Origin of the sequence: Candidatus Nitrosopumilus sp., from assembly GCF_965263415.1 — an archaeon.
Lineage (GTDB): Archaea > Thermoproteota > Nitrososphaeria > Nitrososphaerales > Nitrosopumilaceae > Nitrosopumilus.
This window is the reverse complement of record NZ_OZ253671.1, coordinates 1,413,656-1,429,815: the sequence shown is the minus strand read 5'-3', so window position 1 is coordinate 1,429,815 and position 16,160 is coordinate 1,413,656. Positions and strand designations below refer to the sequence as shown.

The window sequence follows — 16,160 nt, the reverse complement described above, 5'->3', positions numbered from 1 at the left end:
TAAACAATCGTATGTGTCATCTCAATCTAGATTAGAAATCCAAGGTCAGGCACCATTCAAACAATCTGGCGTGTATGAGGCTCAAATTGCAATTGTTGGCAGTAGACCTTCTGATGAACAAATTAAATCTAAACAATTCACGTCTCTTTGGCGTGGAAATTTTCATCTACGAGTTAAAGATGGAGTCTTTTCTGAAACAATCGGTTCTCCTGAAAATCCAATTCCATCATCTGTATTAGAATTAGAAACAATTTGGATAGTTGTAACTGATCTATTTTCATCACTTCATTCTGTATTTGATGTTCCATTATCAAAACCAAAAACCAAACCAGCCCCTCAACCTTCTACTGAAACTGAAACTAAAACTAAATCAAGTTCTGAACCTACAACACAAAAACGTTCTACTAAATCAAGTCCTCGTGTTCCTACTATTCAAGGATCTCCAGGTGCAAAAGGTGCTCCTGGTCCACAAGGATCTCCCGGCGACAAAGGTCCACAAGGTCCTCCTGGACAAGTAGGTCCCGCCGGCGACAAAGGTCCTGACGGTCCACAAGGATCTCCCGGCGACAAAGGTCCTACTGGTGACAAAGGTCCCGCAGGTGACAAAGGAATTGCAGGTGACAAAGGACTAACTGGAGATAAAGGAATTACTGGAGATAAAGGTGACAAAGGTGACAAAGGAATACCTGGTCCCGTTGGTGACAAAGGTGACAAAGGTGCAACTGGTCCAATTGGCGACAAAGGTCCTACTGGATTAAAAGGTCCTGGAGGAGAAAAAGGAGAAAAAGGTCCAACCGGCCCTCCTGGTGATAAAGGCTTAACTGGATTGAGAGGTTCTCCTGGAGAAAAAGGAGAAAAAGGTCCCGCAGGTCCTCCTGGTGATAAAGGCTTAACAGGTCCTGTTGGAACTCCTGGAGAAAAAGGTCCAACCGGACAAGCAGGTGTTCAAGGAGAAAAAGGAATTCAAGGTGGCCCTGGTCCAATTGGAGAAAAAGGTCCAGTAGGTCCAATTGGAGAAAAAGGTCCAATCGGTCCACCTGGTCCTCTCGGCGACAAAGGCTTAACAGGTCCAACTGGATCTCCCGGCGACAAAGGTCCAATCGGTCCACCTGGTCCTCTCGGCGACAAAGGTCCTAAAGGAATTGAAGGTCCAATTGGAGAAAAAGGTCCACAAGGTCCACAAGGTCCAGCTGGTGCTAAAGGCTTAACAGGTGTTCCTGGTCCGCAAGGAGAAAAAGGCGACAAAGGTCCTCCAGGTCCATCGGGAGAAAAAGGCTTAACAGGTCCAACAGGCCCGCCCGGAGAAATAGGTACAGTTGGTCCACAAGGCTCACAAGGAGAACGTGGTCCAACAGGTTCTGCCGGAGAAAAAGGTCCACAAGGTCCACAAGGAATTCAAGGTCCACAAGGAGAACGTGGTCCAACAGGACCAATAGGTTCTATTGGTGAAGCAGGTCCTCGTGGCGAACAAGGTCCATTAGGTCCCGCAGGTCCAAGAGGTCCACCCGGTCCACCCGGAGAAAAAGGTCCATCAGGTGGAATGTCTTCTGAACAAAAAGCGTTATTCAAAGAATTGTTAGAAATACTAACTGAGAAAAATGTCATTAGTACTGAAGAACAAATCAAACTAATGAGTTATCTTTACTAATTTTTGAAAATAATTTTTCTTACAAATTTTTTTCATCCAGAATACTCTTGTACAGTTTTCACTAATTTGTTTTAGAAAAATGGAAAACAATTCGTCTTGTGACGATTGTTAATTTGTTGACGAGTTTATCTTCGTCTTTTTGCTGCTGCTTTTCTCTTTGGAGCTGCTTTTCTCTTTGGAGCTGCTTTTCTCTTTGGAGCTGCTTTTTTAGCTGCAGTCTTTCTCTTTGGAGCTGCCTTTCTTTTTGCGGCTTTTCTCTTTGGAGCTGCTTTTTTAGCTGCAGTCTTTCTCTTTGGAGCTGCCTTTCTTTTTGCGGCTTTTCTCTTTGGAGCTGCTTTTTTAGCTGCAGTCTTTCTTTTAGCTGCCTTTCTCTTTGGAGCTGCTTTTCTCTTTGGAGCTGCCTTTCTTTTTGCGGCTTTTCTCTTTGGAGCTGCTTTTCTCTTTGGAGCGGCTTTTCGTTTAGCTGCCATGTTTTGATCGAGTTTTTCATTGTTTTTCAGTGGTTAAACTAAAGAAATTTACACAAAGTGATTACAATTTCTCAAGTAATTTTTTTTTCAAAAAATATTTTTGATCGTAAAATTTTCAATAAACACCTTCAGCAGATGGTCTTCTACCTTGCAACCAACTTGTTTTTCCACAAATTGTGCATTTGTATTTCCTTCTACGCTTGTATGTTGCCATTTCTGGAAGAAAAACTAATTCTTGTTTTGTTTTTGTCATGCAAAACTTACACCAACGATGTTCAAATTCTTGATCCATGTTCAACTTTTTTTAATTATGTTCCACGTTTTTTGATGATTGTTAACACATCTTCATCTTGTAAAATATGACTTAGACCTACTCTTTGTCCTCCGAATTTTACACTTTTCCCCCATACCAATCCATATCTGAACTCTCTTTTCATTCTTCGATGTAACTTGTTACAAATATCTTCTACGGAATCCCCTTCTCTTGCAATTAATGGTTCTTTAAAGTCGGTCTCTCCACCTTTTGGACGCATGTATATTCTGATGAATTTTAATTTCTCGTAAATTTTTTCTTGTAATACTTCTATATTGATATCTGAATTTGCTGACACTTCAATTACATCTGATTTGATTTTTGTTTTCAAATCTTTCAAAAACTTTTCATCAACTAAATCAATTTTGTTTAAAATAGTAAGTGCTTTTGAATAACTAATGTTCCCTGCAATATGATCTGATATTTGCTCTGACGTTATGTCTTCTCTAACAACAACACGTGCACTGACAATTCCATAAAGATGTAAAATATCTTTCAAATGTTTTTCTGTAATTTTTGTGAGTTTGACTTGTTGGGCAATTGCAATTCCTCCCATTGATGCTTTTTCAATTGTTATGTTTGGAGGAAGTTGGTTTAATCTAATTCCAATATTTCCTAGTTCATTAACTAGCACATCTTCGTGATATGGCTGAAATACGTCTAAAACCAATAGTACAAGATCTGCTGTTCTTGCCACTGATAGAATTCTCTTTCCTAATCCCTTACCTGTCGATGCGCCTTTGATAATTCCTGGCAAATCCAACACCTGAATTTTTGCTCCTCTGTACTCCATCATTCCTGGTACTACTGTTAATGTTGTAAATTGAAATGCTCCTACTGCTGATTTTGCACCCGTTAATTTGTTTAGTAATGTTGATTTTCCAACACTTGGCAATCCGATAAACACTACTGTTGCATCTCCTGTTCTTCTAACATCAAACCCATCTTGTTTCATTCCAGATTTTTTTACAGCGTTGTCTTCTTGTTCTCTTTTGAGTTTTGCAATCTTTGCTTTTAGTAATCCAAGATGATGTTCTGTTGCTTTGTTGATTTGAGTTCTTGCCATTTCATCTTGAATGGCTTTGATTTTTTCAGGAATTCCCAATACTATTCACTACCTGTCATTTTCTTTTCAAATAAAATCGTATTATTTTTTTTAATTTTCTTTATTCTGCTTATTGGTATGGTTTGCAGATTGTTTGATTGAACCAAAAATTCTGGCAAAGTAGTTTCAACTATTCTTTCAAAATTTCTGTAGAAAATTTTGTATGTTTGAGATTTGTCTGCAAATTTTGCTTTACTGAAAATCTCTTCAATAATTCCTTTTTTTGCCATATTTTGAGTAAAATCACTGCATTAATGAACAATACGTATTTCTTTTTTGTTTCATACGTAGCAAATATTATTCAGTACAAAAAACATCTGATGTGAAAAAAAGAACTTTTGCTGTAGATATTGATGGAACCATTACTGAAAATGGTGGTGGACGAATTCATTTGGATGCTCTAGAAGCATTAAGACGTCTTGTTAACATGGGTCACGATGTAATTTTTGTAACTGGCCGATCTTCTGTTGAAGGATTTTTACTTTCAGTATTTGGTGGTACAACAAAAGTTGCTGTAGGTGAAAATGGAGGGTGCATCACACTTGATTCAAACGATCATATTTTGTTAGGCAATCTTGATGATTGCAAAAATGCTCTTAATATTTTAAAAAATAACCTCGAAAATGTCGAAGAAAAGTATGTTTTTCCTCGAATGACTGAAGTTGTTTTACAAAGAACATTTGATCTCGATCAGGCTAGGAAAATCCTATCTGAAAATAATGTTGATGTGGTATTGTCTGATAGCCAATATGCATACCACATAAACTCTCCAGGAATTGACAAAGGAACTGGCTTTACTGAAGTTATGAATAGATTTTCTATCTCAAAAGATGATGTTATTGCAATTGGTGATAGTGCTACTGATATCCCATTATTTAAAGTGGCAAAAACAAGTATTGCTTTGGGTAATGCATTTGATGATGTAAGATCTGAGGCCACAATGACTGTATCTGCACATGCAGGTGATGGAGTACTTGAAGCATTAGATAAATTAGCACCTAGATTATCTGAGATATAACATGACCTTCAAATCTATTCTTGATGAAATTGAAAATAATCTTAGCAAAATCTTAGATGAACTTTCTATTTCTGATGTAAAGTTCTCTGTTGAACCTGCAAAGCCTGGGTTTGGTGATGTTAGTTCCAATGTCTCTTTCTTACTTGCAAAACAACTCAAGAAGAGTCCTAAAGAAATTTCAGAAATGTTGTCTGAAAAATATTTACAATGTGTTAGTACATTGGTTTCAAAATCTGAATCACACTCATCAGGATATCTAAATTTTTATGCTGATTGGACAAAACTCAATCAATTAATTTTATCTGAATCTAATTTGCCTGAGTTTGGAGATGTGGATATTGGAAAAAATTCTACTATTGTAGTTGAACATACTAGTGTAAATCCAAACAAAGCTCTTCACATAGGGCATATACGTAACATCATCATTGGTGATACAATTTCTAGAATTTTACAAAAAGCAAACTACAAAGTTAATGTCTTGAACTATGTTGATGACTCTGGATTACAGGTTGCAGACATTATTGTTGGTTTCAAACATTTTGGATATGAAATTGAACCTCCTCAAGGAAAGAAATTTGATCATTATTGTGGTGATGATGTTTATGTCAAAACCACTGAGAAATATGAACAAGATTCTAGTTTGGAGGAAATTCGAAAAAATGTTCTAAAAGAATTGGAAGATGGTACTTCAGAAACTGCGCAGTTTGCTGATAAAATTACTCGTCGTGTATTATCTAATCAACTTGAAACATGCTGGAATTTGGCAGTTTCTTATGATTGTCTAAATTTTGAATCTCAAATTATCCGTTCAGGTTTGTGGGATGGAATTTTTGAAAAACTCAAAGAAATGAATCTTGTAGAATTTGAAAATGATGACAAAAATGCAGGTTGTTGGGTTATTCGTGGTGATGGAAAAGAAGAGGATAAAGTAATTGTCAGAAGTAACGGTACTGCTACATATATTGCAAAAGATATTCCATATGCTGCTTGGAAATTAGGATTACTTGATGATCCATTCCATTATCAAAAATATGAAAAAGAACAACCAAACTCACGTGTTTTGTGGCAAACTACACTAAATGATGGTGATTCTGATTCTCAAAATTTTTCAGGTGATAAAGTAATCACTGTAATAGATTCTCGTCAAGCAAGATTACAAAAAATTATTACTTCTTTGATGGGGAAATTCAAATCCATTCCAGATGCATATGTTCATTTGGGATATGAATCAGTTACACTAAGTTCGGATACTGCAAAAGTTCTTGGATTGGAAACTGATGGTAAACAAGCCCAAATGTCTGGTAGAAAGGGACTGTATGTCAATGCTGATTCTGTTTATGATTTACTAAAAGAGAAAACAACTGAAGAGACAAAGAAGAGACATCCTGAGATGAATGATTCTGAGATTGAAAAAATATCTCATTCTGTATCTGTTGCAACATTACGTTATGAGATGATTAAACAAGATTTAGACAAAATTATTGCATTTGATTTAACAAAATCTCTTAGCTTGGAAGGTGATACTGCACCATATATTCAATACACTCATGCTAGAGCATCTAGAATTTTAGAAAAATCTGGCAGAACTCCTTCCATTGATGTTGATTTCTCTTTACTAAAAGAACAACCTGAAATTGATTTGGTAAAAATAATTGGTCTTTTCAATTTGCAAGTTCGTGATGCTGCAAATAACTTGTCTCCAAAAGTAATTTCAAGATATTGTCATGATTTGGCAGTTACCTTCAATTCTTTTTATGAAAAATCAAAGGTACTTGATTTAGGTGATGAACAATTAGAAAATTCTCGTTTGTGTTTGGTTCATTCATTCAAAATAACTATCGAAAAAGCACTAAATCTCTTGGGAATTACTGCTCCTGATAAGATGTAATGTCCCAGTGAGTGCACTACACGAATGCTGGCTGTTCTCACTGGGTTGTTGGCGTGCAAACCAATTAAGAAAATTTGATAATTCCAAGTCAATAAACCTTACTTTTTGCTATTATCCGTACATTGATTTCTCAGTGGTTTCATCAGAATTTGCCTGTCCTGAAAATCCACTAAAATTAGAACGAAGAATTTTCTGAATATGTGCAGTTACTCTTGCAACATTGTCCCATGTATTGTGAAATGAAATTCTGTCCAAAACTTGTTCATCAACATGTGAAAATATTGCTAGACCTGCAATGTTTTCTTTGTCTTTAACCCATTGATGTCCGACATTGCAAACTGTACATATTTCACTAATATCCATAACAGCTTTTGAAAATGATGGATTTTTCATTACCAACAATTTTGCATCTTCAGGTGGAAATCTCATATTTACATTCAAATGAATTCTGTCTGTTCTGTTTGTGTTTTTACTTACGATGACATTTGTTCCTACTCGAAATTGCCATTCAATTAGATTGCTTTTCTCTTTGACTTTTTCTGTTTGATCTTCATAATTAATGTTAGTTACTTTGATAAATTCTTCTACAAGATTTTTCATTTCATCAGATGTCTTTGTCATAAAACCACTCAGAATATCTGTAATATATGCATGTTATAGAAAAAAGAGTTAATGGCTGTGTCCACAACCACAGGAATCATGTCCTCCATGACCTTCTGTTTCTTTTCCTGCACATCTAGAACATTTGTCTGAACCTGTTGGTGAAAAAAATCCTATGCCACAAGAAACGCATTTTTGATTTGCCATGATACTCATCAAAAACTACTGTATTTATTGAATACGGGTTATTGGTATGCCTATACCTTATTCTGTTGGCCTTGCGTTACCAACTTCGCCTTTCTTTTGGAATTCTCTGTATTCTCCTATGACTCCATTGCATTTTTCACAGACATATTGTCCTCTTTCAATTAAGATCAGATTATCTGCAACCTCTTCGTTAGGACTTTCTTCTAACTGGATTTTTGGCGGATTATCAAATTCTGTTTCACAATTATTACAATAATGTTTGTGCATTTTTTCAGTTTCAATTTTTCCTATTGGAGCTAGAAACAATTTTCCTACTCCCAAATCTGCTTTTTTAGCTTGTTCGTCAGTAAGGTCTGCAATAACATATCCCCCAGAACCTTGAACTTTTAATTCTGCCATTTCACATTGTTCTTTTTTTGGTCATTAAAATACTATTTGTGTTAAATGAATAATTTCTAAAACAACGAGACCCACGGAAAGCGTATTTTTTCTAGGACGTTGACCTAACATGAAACGCTTCCCATACCATCAATCTACGACGCAGAACAATGGTTTTCTCGTTACATAGTATACGTCAAAATGATATTTAACAATGATCATAATTATCAACTAATGCTAACTTGTGTTATGGTGAATTAATGAATACTTTTGAATTTGATACTGTTATCATTTCTGCCATGTTTATTGGAATCTCTTCTTTTTTTGCAATAGATTCTAATTCATTATGATGTTCTTCTCTCAAATGTTTTAGAAATTCTTCCTCTTTGATGTTGTTTTGTTTGTAATTGCAATCTGAAAATACGCAGTTAAAATTCAATTTTTACTCTCTAATTCTTTGATTTTAGCCTCAAGTTCTTGTACTTTTTTACGTAATTCTATATTTTCATCTCGAAGTGAATCTATCTCTTTTTGATGTAGTTCATTCAGATCCATGATTTCCATGAACAAATTGTAAACTTAAGCGTAGTGCTTGATTTCTAAAACCATAGATTCTTATCTAAAATTTCTCAGCAAAATTTATGGACAAAGTAAAGCAAAATTCTCCTGTGTTATTCTACTTTAATCATTCAAAAAAATGGCTTGTTAAAATATCAAAAAAAGATTCCCTTCATACTCATATTGGAGTTATCAAACATTCTGACGCTATTGGAAAAGAATATGGCTCTAGACTTGTTACAAACAAGGACAAGTATGTCTATCTACTCAAACCCACAATGTATGATTATGTAATGAAAATACAACATGGTACTCAGATTGTATATCCAAAAGATATTGGATACATTATTGCTAGAGCAGGAATTGAAAGTGGTCAAAAAATTTTAGAAATTGGAACTGGTAGTGGCTCACTTACTTCTTGTGTTGCCAGTATCGTAAAACCACGTGGGCATGTTTACACTTTTGATGTTGATGAAAAGTTTATGAAAATTGCTGAAAAAAATATTGCAAAAGCCGGTGTTTCAAAATATGTCACACAACATAATCAGGATTTGAAAACAGCAAAGAAAATGCCTCTTGAAGATATGGATGTGGCACTAATTGATCTTGGTGATCCCTGGGTAGTAATTCCGCAAGTTCGAAAGATGCTCAAAGGCAGTGGTTCAATTTTTGCAATATGTCCTACAATGAATCAATTAGAGAAACTAACAATGGCTCTAGTTGAGAATGAATTTACTGATATTGAATCAACTGAACATATTTTGAGAACAATTGAAGCTCGTGAAGGAAAGACAAGACATTCATTTCAAGGCATAGGTCATACCACATACCTATGTTTTGCAAGAAAGGCATTTTTTGGAAGAGATTCAAAGAAAACATCCTCAAAAACTACAAAATCTCCTTCTAAAACAACAAAGAAAACAGTCAAGAAAACAACAAAGAAAACAACCAAGAAAACCTCCTAATTCTTAAAACAAGATTTATTCGTCTATTCTTTAGAGATATCATAATGGTACGAAAAACTCTCACAACTGCACTTGTGAAAAAATTTATTCCAACTAGAAAAACCAAATCTAGAAAAGGAGAAAATGGTATTGTTCTAGTTGTAGGTGGAAGTTACATTTACCATGGTGCTCCAATACTCTCTTCAATTGCAGCATTAAGATCTGGTACTGATTTAGTTTATACTTCTGTCCCCAAAATCAATGTCTCATCTACACGTTCTGTATCTCCTAACTTGATTGTAATTCCTTTAGTTGATCAAAAATTAACCCGTGGTGCTGTAAACAAACTCTTAGGTGCATTACCAAGAAAATTAGATTCTGCAACAATTGGTATGGGGCTGGCAATTCAAGAAAAAAATTCACTTTTACATCTTGTTAAATCCCTTTTGGATAGAGACATTAGATTGTCTCTTGATGCAAGTGCATTAATTCCTGAAGTCTTGTCACTTTTAGCAAACAAGAATGTAGTCGTTACTCCTCATGCTGGTGAGTTTAAGAGATTATTTGGACAATCTCCATCTAATTCAAAAAACGAGAGAATAAAATTAGTAGAAGAAAAAGCAAAAAAGTTTGGAATTACAGTTTTGCTAAAAGGAGCAACTGACGTTATCTCTAATGGTAACATTACCTATCTTTACGAGAAAAAAATCCCTGCAATGACTGTTGGTGGTACTGGTGATGTCTTATCTGGATTGGTTGCAGGATTGCTATCAAAAAATAGAAAACCATTGGAATCTGCAGCTGCTGCAGCATTTATCAATGGATTAGCCGGAAAGGCTGTTCAAAAGAAATTAGGTTTGCATATGACTTCGATGGATCTTTTAACTGAGATTCCTGCAGTAATGAAACCCTTTGACAAAATAGTGTAAGACAATGAATGCTCTAAAACATGTTGACACCCACATGGAAGATTTGATTTCAGATCTTCAAACACTGATTAGGCAGCCTAGTGTTTCTGCAAAAAATGAGGGAATTGAAGAATGTGCCAAATTAGTGCAAAAATTATTAAAAAAATCTGGCGTAAAATCTGAAATTCTGCGACTGAAAAAAGGTATAGCCCCTATTGTTTATGGTGAAGTAAAATCAAAACAAAATCCAAACAAATCTCTAATGTTTTACAATCATTATGATGTACAACCAGCTGAACCATTTGATTTGTGGGATTCTCCTCCATTTAGTGGAACTCGTAAAGGAAACAAAATCTTTGGACGTGGGGCGACTGATGATAAAGGTGAACTAATTACTAGAATCAAAGCAGTTGAGGCTTGTCTTAAAACAACTGGCGATGTTCCTTGTAACATAAAATTTGTAATTGAAGGAGAAGAGGAAACTGGTAGTGCTCACATTGAAGACTATCTAAAAAAATACAAAAAAAAATTTTTGTGTGATGGTGTAATTTGGGAATTTGGATACGTTGATGCAAAAAATAGACCTATCATTGGACTTGGAATGAAGGGATTACTTTTTGTCGAATTATCTGTAAAAGAATCTCTTAGAGATGCACATTCTAGTTTAGCAGTTTTGATCAAAAACCCTGCATGGAGATTGATTGAAGCAGTTCACACTTTACGTGATTCTAATGGAAAAATACTCATCAAAGATTGGTACAAAGAAGTAACTCCTTTCTCAAAACAAGATTTGAAATTAATCAAAAGTGAACCTTTTGATGAAAATGATTTCAAAAAAGAATTTGGCATCAAATCTTTTGTTGGAAATAAGAAAGGAATTGATGCAAAAAAGGCTCTAGTTGGAGGGGCTACGTGTAATATTGCAGGATTTGTATCTGGATATACTGGTGATGGAGCTAAAACGGTACTTCCTTCTGAGTCTATTGTGAAAATCGATTTTAGGTTGATTCCTAAAATGGACCCAAAAAAACAAATTATGCGTTTGAAAAAACATCTAAAATCAAAAGGATTCTCTGATATTGATATCAAGGTTTTTCATGGAGAGGCAGCTGCACGAACAAACTCTTCTAACCCTTTTGTCTCTCAAGTAAAAGATGCAGCTGACAAGTCATTTGGAAAATCAATTCTAAATGTATCTAATGCCGGTACTGGCCCGATGTATCCTTTTGTTGATATTCTAAAAGCACCTTGTATTTCCATTGGTAGTACCTACATGTTTTCAAGAATTCATTCTCCAAATGAATTTGCACGAATTGATTTGCTCAAGAAAATGACAAAATGTGCATGTCTAATAATGGAGAATTTTGCAAAATCCTAATGAATACATCTTGGAAGTTTTTTAATTACTTGTGATAATGATATTCTTCCTGGCCCTGCAATCATAATCACTAGGGATGCTGCAAGTAAAATCACATCAATTTCTACTCCTCCATCTCCTGTCATACTTTGTGCTCCTTTGATGTGGAATATTGCACCTAACATAACAATTGAAAGTAGTGCTCCTGAAAATCTACTGAGAACTCCAATTATTAACAAAATTCCTGGCACAACTTCTGCAAGTGCAATTGGAATTTGCATCTCTGGAGGTAATCCCATGTTTGGCAAGGCATTTGCAAAGCCTGGATTAAACTTCATCATTCCATGAAGGATGAAAATTACTCCTATTGCAGATCTTAAACCCATAAAGACTACATCATTGAGAATACTTCCTTTAATCTCACTTGTAGTCATACTGTCACACGATTTTTTTAGTATAATTATTTTGCCCATAGTTTATTCGTAGAATGTAGAAAGCCCTTTATTATGCGGCAAAATTATTTGAAATATGTCAATGTATATGCCAGGAGCAACTGCTGTTGGAATTACTTTTGATGGTGGCGTAGTTTTTGCCAGTGAAAAAAGGATCGCATTTGGAAACTTTCTTGTAAGCAAAACCACAAAGAAGACATTTCCTATCACTCCTAAAGTTGGAGCAACCTGTGCTGGTCTTGTAGCCGATATGCAGATTTTATCATTACAAATTGCAGCTCTTGCTAAAATTAGAAAAATGGAACTCAAAAGAGATGTTCCCCCAAACACTGTTGCTAAAATGATGTCAAATATGATGTATGAGCGAAGATACTTCCCATTACTGACTCAGGTAATCGTTGGAGGTGTTGTAGATAAACCAATTATGTATACTCTTGACCCATTAGGTTCTGTTCTTCCTGATGAATATGCTGCAGTTGGAACTGGTGCTGAAATGGCATTAGGTGTACTTGATCCTCAATTCAAACCAAACATGACTAAAGATGAGGCAATTGATTTGGCAAAACGTGCAGTTCGTGCGGCATCACTTAGAGATTCAGCAAGTGGTGATGGTTTGGATGTTCTTGTCATTACCAAAGACGGTACTGAAGAATTTACAGAAGAAATAAAATAAATTTTTAATCGTAAATAGTTTTTCCAGTTTCCCAAAATTTATCTGAAATGTAATGCAGATTTTTTAGAACTTCTCCTTTTCCCATTTCTTCTACTTCTGAACTTGAAACTACGGATTTTCCTATTGCCAAAAACTTGTGTTGTGACTCTTCAACAATACATACTAGTTTATCTTTTTCAAATTCTGTAAATGATCTGATTCCCGGTCGCATCAAGTTCGCACCTTTACACATGAATTTAACTGCTCCCATGTCTACTGTAACACTAGGAAATTTTTCTAGAGTCTCTGTTTCTGATAAAAATGGTAAATAATCATCGTTGATTTTTAGAATTTTTATTCCCTTACCTGTAATAATTTGTGCATCATCTAAGATTTGATGTACTTTGAGATTTTTAATTTTGGGAAACTCTATTCCCCATTCTTCTGAAACTGTTTTTATGAGTGCAGATGTCTCACTCTTTGAAATTAGATTTGATTTCAAGTTCTAGCAATCTCTTGTCTAATGTCTAGCAAATCTCTTAGAATTGAGCTGGCAGTTTCCATGCCTCCTGCACCTCGTCCAATTATTGTTTGTGTGCCTGAATGTTCTGATGTAAATGCAATTGCATTAAGCGTTCCATTTACACAAAGTGGGTCGTCATTTGAAACTTCTTTTGGTGAAACTATCAATTCTTTATTGCATGATGCGATTAATTTTATTGCACAATTTTTTTTGGCTGCTTTTTTGATGTCTTCTGTAGTTACTTTACGAATTCCTGTACAATTGATGTCTGGTAATGTTACTTTCATTCCCATAATCCAATTTGCAAGAATTACTAATTTTGCTGCAGCATCAAGACCGTCTAAATCTAAAGCCTCATCAGCTTCAACGTACCCTTTGTCTTGAGCATCTTTGAGTGCATCTTCATATGATGTTCCTGTTGCCATGTTTGTTAGAATATAATTTGTAGTTCCATTAAGGATGCCTGCAAATGATGTGATTCTCTCTCCACTGAGACTATTTTTTGCATAATCTAGAATTGGGGTTCCTCCACCTACGGTTCCACTAAATTTGAACATGACTCGATTATACGTTGCAAGTTCCAATAATGATGGAAATGCAAGTGCAAGTGGACCTTTATTCACTGAGATTACATGCATTCCTTTCTTCATTGCAGTTATAATGTGTGTCATTCCCGGCTCTGCATCTTTGTAATTACTTGCAGTAGTTTCAATGAGAACATCAGCTTCAACGTTTTTGAGCATATCGATACCTGACATTGTATTTTTTGTATTTGCATAATTCTTTACAGTTCCAAATTTTTTCTTAACTTCAATGAGCTTGTTTAATTCTAGTCCTGATGGATTGACAGCACTTCCTTTACTATCAAAGACTCCTACTACTCTGGGTTTTAGGCCATATTTTGCATACAGGTCTTCTGATCTAGATTCAAATAATTTCACTAAACTTTGACCAACAACACCAAATCCACATAATATTATTCTCAAATTACATCATTCCTATTCTCATGATTATTACTCATTTTCTTTTTCATTTGATTTTCTTATCATTAATTGTGTTTTATTAATAATTTTTGAAATTATTGACCTTCGTCATCTTTTTCATGTTGTAATGAAATTGAATTAATACAATATCTTTGATTTGTAGGCTTGGGTCCGTCATCAAACACATGTCCCAAGTGCGCACCACATTTGTTGCAGTTGACTTCAGTTCTTACCATGCCATATGATGTGTCTGAAATATACTCTATTTTGTCTTCTTCAATTGGTTCCCAGAAACTTGGCCATCCAGAACCTGAATCAAATTTTGCATCTGATGAGAACAATTCCTCTCCACAACACGTGCATTTGAATTTGCCTTCAAGTTTTGAATTGTTGTATTTGCCAGAAAATGGCGGCTCTGTCCCATGATTTATGCAAATTTCGTATTGATTAGGAGTCAATTCCTCTTTCCATTCTTCAGGAGTTTTTCTAATTTTATCTGACATGTCTTGTCCTATCTCTGAAATTATTTGAATATTTTCTATTTTAGTTTCTTTCTTTTTTCTTCTGTTCTTTTTTCTGACTCGAATCGTTCTAGATCATATTCTTTCATATCAACAAATTTCATAATTTTACTCAGATTTGGATGTACTTTGTTTATTTGTTGGAACATTTGTTGTGCTACTCTTCTGTAATCTACATGTCCTTGAGGAACAGTTCTTAATTCTATTAAATGACATGCTTCTCTTAAATTGAATTTCATAAAGTATGGATAATTATATGCAAAATTTACTACGTATTGTCCTTGTTCGGGATATTTTTTTCTGATTTTATCAAATGTTTCTTTTGTTTTGTTCATACAATCTTTAAAGTCCTTTTCAATTCCAAGAACTTTTATCTCATTTGGAATATTGTATCCATGATCTGTTGTAAGTAACTGTCTTTCTAGCGTTAATGCTCTATGTCTATGAAAGTCTCTAAACATTCCAAAATTATTGTACAAATCAAATGTATAGTATATATTTTCAAATGCTCGTGATGGTCTATGTCTTCTATTTGTTCTTAGTTTTGCAAATTCATCAATGATTTTTGTTTTATTTTTCATTGACATTTTTTTGACTTGTTGTAAAATGTCTTGGTATGATGTACTTGGAGATTGTTCGTACATTATACTTGTAATGATTTTATCTATTGCAGTTTTTTCTGATTCATAATCTACTAGTTTTGTTCTTGTTCCTTTTCTTGGGTTTGACTTGATTTCTTTGACAGCGATTTTTTTTGATTTATTTTTTATACTTCTGAGATATTTTTGAAATGCTTTTCCATGTTTGTCATCTGCTCTTCTAACAAATGATTTGATGATTTTATCAAGCTCTTTTTTGATTTTTGAGGCTAATTCTTGCTCTTCTTTGAGGTCAGATGAGCCTAGAACTGTTAGGAGATATTCAAATGCTCGTCCATTGCCTGTAATTCCTACATTTGTTAAAGTTGATGCAGGTAACAGTCCTCTCAAAATATCTAGTGCTTTAGCTTTTGTTGAACCTTTGTAAATCATGTTTGCAGATTTTATGTCACTTTCACTTTTTAATTTGGAAAATGATTTTTCTTTTCCATCTTTAGAATCTTTAAAGTTATATTTTTCAATTGGATATTTTTCTCTTACATAGTTTATCATGGGTTCTATGTTTCTTGAATAAACATCAAATGAAAAATTACATGTCTCTTCATACATGTCTACAAATTTTGATTTCATAATTTCAGAATCTCTGTAAAATCTGTATTTTCCGTTTTCTTTTTTATTCCATGCAACATATCTTGATGATTTTTCTAAATATGATAAACCAATTCTTCTATCTTCGATTTTTTTTACTGCAATATTTGATAATCCTTCAATTGCAATTTGTGCTTCTCCAAGTTCTGCAACTGAATCATCACCATATTCTAAAAGTACTCTGTTGTAAAATTCCTCTCCTCTGTTTTTATTTTTCAAAAATTCATCAAGAAAAATTCGTCTCATGCTTTTGTCCGTTCTACTATATCTTGACATCAATGCACCACGATCAACTTGTTGTGGTGTGATTATGGCAAACACATTGCCATCAGTATTTGAAAAATGATCTGATAGAATCTTTTTTTCTTTAACTGAAAATTCTGACAAT

Annotated in this window: 20 protein-coding genes; 7 read left to right on the top strand and 13 right to left on the bottom strand. The window is 34.5% G+C overall.

The annotated features are described in order from the left end of the window. The first annotated feature begins 13 nt into the window (after positions 1-13). Positions 14-1,648 (top strand): collagen-like protein, encoded by a 1,635-nt coding sequence (locus tag ACQY22_RS09220; protein WP_428325545.1) that lies wholly within the window; start codon positions 14-16, stop codon positions 1,646-1,648. Between the two features lie 125 nt (positions 1,649-1,773). Here the strand turns inward: ACQY22_RS09220 and ACQY22_RS09215 are convergent, their stop codons facing one another. The 4 genes from ACQY22_RS09215 to ACQY22_RS09200 all read right to left on the bottom strand — a co-directional run bounded on the left by ACQY22_RS09215 (position 1,774) and on the right by ACQY22_RS09200 (position 3,766). Beyond that, on the bottom strand, positions 1,774-2,118 hold the full coding sequence (locus tag ACQY22_RS09215) for a hypothetical protein (protein ID WP_428324393.1): 345 nt from the start codon (positions 2,116-2,118) through the stop codon (positions 1,774-1,776). 115 nt (positions 2,119-2,233) lie between these two features. Beyond that, the gene (locus ACQY22_RS09210) at positions 2,234-2,371 is read right to left on the bottom strand and encodes a hypothetical protein (RefSeq protein WP_182126834.1); all 138 of its coding nucleotides are present in this window, start codon (positions 2,369-2,371) and stop codon (positions 2,234-2,236) included. A 55-nt stretch (positions 2,372-2,426) separates the two neighbouring features. After that, positions 2,427-3,536, bottom strand: a complete 1,110-nt coding sequence (locus tag ACQY22_RS09205) for an OBG GTPase family GTP-binding protein (RefSeq protein ID WP_428324392.1) — start codon at positions 3,534-3,536, stop codon at positions 2,427-2,429. A 2-nt stretch (positions 3,537-3,538) separates the two neighbouring features. Beyond that, positions 3,539-3,766 (bottom strand): DUF504 domain-containing protein, encoded by a 228-nt coding sequence (locus ACQY22_RS09200; RefSeq protein WP_428324391.1) that lies wholly within the window; start codon positions 3,764-3,766, stop codon positions 3,539-3,541. A gap of 92 nt (positions 3,767-3,858) precedes the next feature. Here ACQY22_RS09200 and ACQY22_RS09195 point away from each other — a divergent pair, with 92 nt between their 5' ends. Together ACQY22_RS09195 and ACQY22_RS09190 are read left to right on the top strand one after the other, a co-directional pair. After that, entirely contained in the window at positions 3,859-4,554 is a 696-nt protein-coding gene (locus tag ACQY22_RS09195; RefSeq protein WP_428324390.1) for a phosphoglycolate phosphatase, read from the top strand. 1 nt (position 4,555) lies between these two features. Next, positions 4,556-6,442, top strand: coding sequence for an arginine--tRNA ligase (locus ACQY22_RS09190; protein WP_428324389.1), 1,887 nt, complete (start codon positions 4,556-4,558; stop codon positions 6,440-6,442). 111 nt (positions 6,443-6,553) lie between these two features. Here ACQY22_RS09190 and ACQY22_RS09185 read toward each other — a convergent pair whose 3' ends face one another. The 4 genes from ACQY22_RS09185 to ACQY22_RS09170 form a co-directional block, all read right to left on the bottom strand. After that, entirely contained in the window at positions 6,554-7,063 is a 510-nt protein-coding gene (locus ACQY22_RS09185) for a hypothetical protein (RefSeq protein WP_428324388.1), read from the bottom strand. Positions 7,064-7,111: 48 nt separating this feature from the next. Further along, a complete protein-coding gene (locus ACQY22_RS09180; protein ID WP_182126749.1) occupies positions 7,112-7,249 on the bottom strand; it encodes a hypothetical protein in 138 nt (45 codons plus the stop codon). A 57-nt stretch (positions 7,250-7,306) separates the two neighbouring features. Then, entirely contained in the window at positions 7,307-7,648 is a 342-nt protein-coding gene (locus tag ACQY22_RS09175) for a hypothetical protein (protein WP_428324387.1), read from the bottom strand. A 226-nt stretch (positions 7,649-7,874) separates the two neighbouring features. Next, the gene (locus ACQY22_RS09170) at positions 7,875-8,066 is read right to left on the bottom strand and encodes a hypothetical protein (RefSeq protein ID WP_428324386.1); all 192 of its coding nucleotides are present in this window, start codon (positions 8,064-8,066) and stop codon (positions 7,875-7,877) included. Positions 8,067-8,268: 202 nt separating this feature from the next. Here ACQY22_RS09170 and ACQY22_RS09165 point away from each other — a divergent pair, with 202 nt between their 5' ends. The 3 genes from ACQY22_RS09165 to ACQY22_RS09155 are packed head-to-tail and all read left to right on the top strand — an operon-like array spanning position 8,269 to position 11,415. Beyond that, entirely contained in the window at positions 8,269-9,150 is an 882-nt protein-coding gene (locus ACQY22_RS09165) for a tRNA (adenine-N1)-methyltransferase (protein WP_428324385.1), read from the top strand. A gap of 44 nt (positions 9,151-9,194) precedes the next feature. Further along, positions 9,195-10,058, top strand: a complete 864-nt coding sequence (locus ACQY22_RS09160) for an NAD(P)H-hydrate dehydratase (RefSeq protein ID WP_428324384.1) — start codon at positions 9,195-9,197, stop codon at positions 10,056-10,058. A 4-nt stretch (positions 10,059-10,062) separates the two neighbouring features. Next, complete coding sequence (locus tag ACQY22_RS09155) at positions 10,063-11,415, top strand: M20/M25/M40 family metallo-hydrolase (RefSeq protein ID WP_428324383.1); 1,353 nt, start codon at positions 10,063-10,065, stop codon at positions 11,413-11,415. Here the strand turns inward: ACQY22_RS09155 and ACQY22_RS09150 are convergent. After that, on the bottom strand, positions 11,412-11,828 hold the full coding sequence (locus ACQY22_RS09150) for a DoxX family protein (protein WP_428324382.1): 417 nt from the start codon (positions 11,826-11,828) through the stop codon (positions 11,412-11,414). The genes ACQY22_RS09155 and ACQY22_RS09150 overlap by 4 nt on opposite strands. Before the next feature lie 94 nt (positions 11,829-11,922). Between ACQY22_RS09150 and ACQY22_RS09145 the strand changes: the two genes are divergently transcribed. Then, positions 11,923-12,519 carry a proteasome subunit beta gene (locus tag ACQY22_RS09145; protein ID WP_237087638.1) on the top strand — a complete coding sequence of 199 codons (597 nt, stop codon included), beginning with the start codon at positions 11,923-11,925 and terminating at the stop codon, positions 12,517-12,519. Between the two features lie 4 nt (positions 12,520-12,523). Here the strand turns inward: ACQY22_RS09145 and ACQY22_RS09140 are convergent, their stop codons facing one another. From ACQY22_RS09140 to ACQY22_RS09125, 4 genes are all read right to left on the bottom strand, one after another. Continuing rightward, positions 12,524-13,000 (bottom strand): PUA domain-containing protein, encoded by a 477-nt coding sequence (locus tag ACQY22_RS09140; RefSeq protein ID WP_428324381.1) that lies wholly within the window; start codon positions 12,998-13,000, stop codon positions 12,524-12,526. Beyond that, positions 12,997-14,007 (bottom strand): homoserine dehydrogenase, encoded by a 1,011-nt coding sequence (locus ACQY22_RS09135; RefSeq protein ID WP_428324380.1) that lies wholly within the window; start codon positions 14,005-14,007, stop codon positions 12,997-12,999. The genes ACQY22_RS09140 and ACQY22_RS09135 overlap by 4 nt, the downstream gene beginning before the upstream one ends. 92 nt (positions 14,008-14,099) lie before the next feature. After that, positions 14,100-14,507 (bottom strand): peptide-methionine (R)-S-oxide reductase MsrB, encoded by a 408-nt coding sequence (msrB, locus tag ACQY22_RS09130; protein ID WP_428324379.1) that lies wholly within the window; start codon positions 14,505-14,507, stop codon positions 14,100-14,102. A gap of 35 nt (positions 14,508-14,542) precedes the next feature. Then, entirely contained in the window at positions 14,543-16,159 is a 1,617-nt protein-coding gene (locus ACQY22_RS09125) for an FAD-dependent thymidylate synthase (RefSeq protein ID WP_428324378.1), read from the bottom strand. Position 16,160 lies beyond the last annotated feature (1 nt).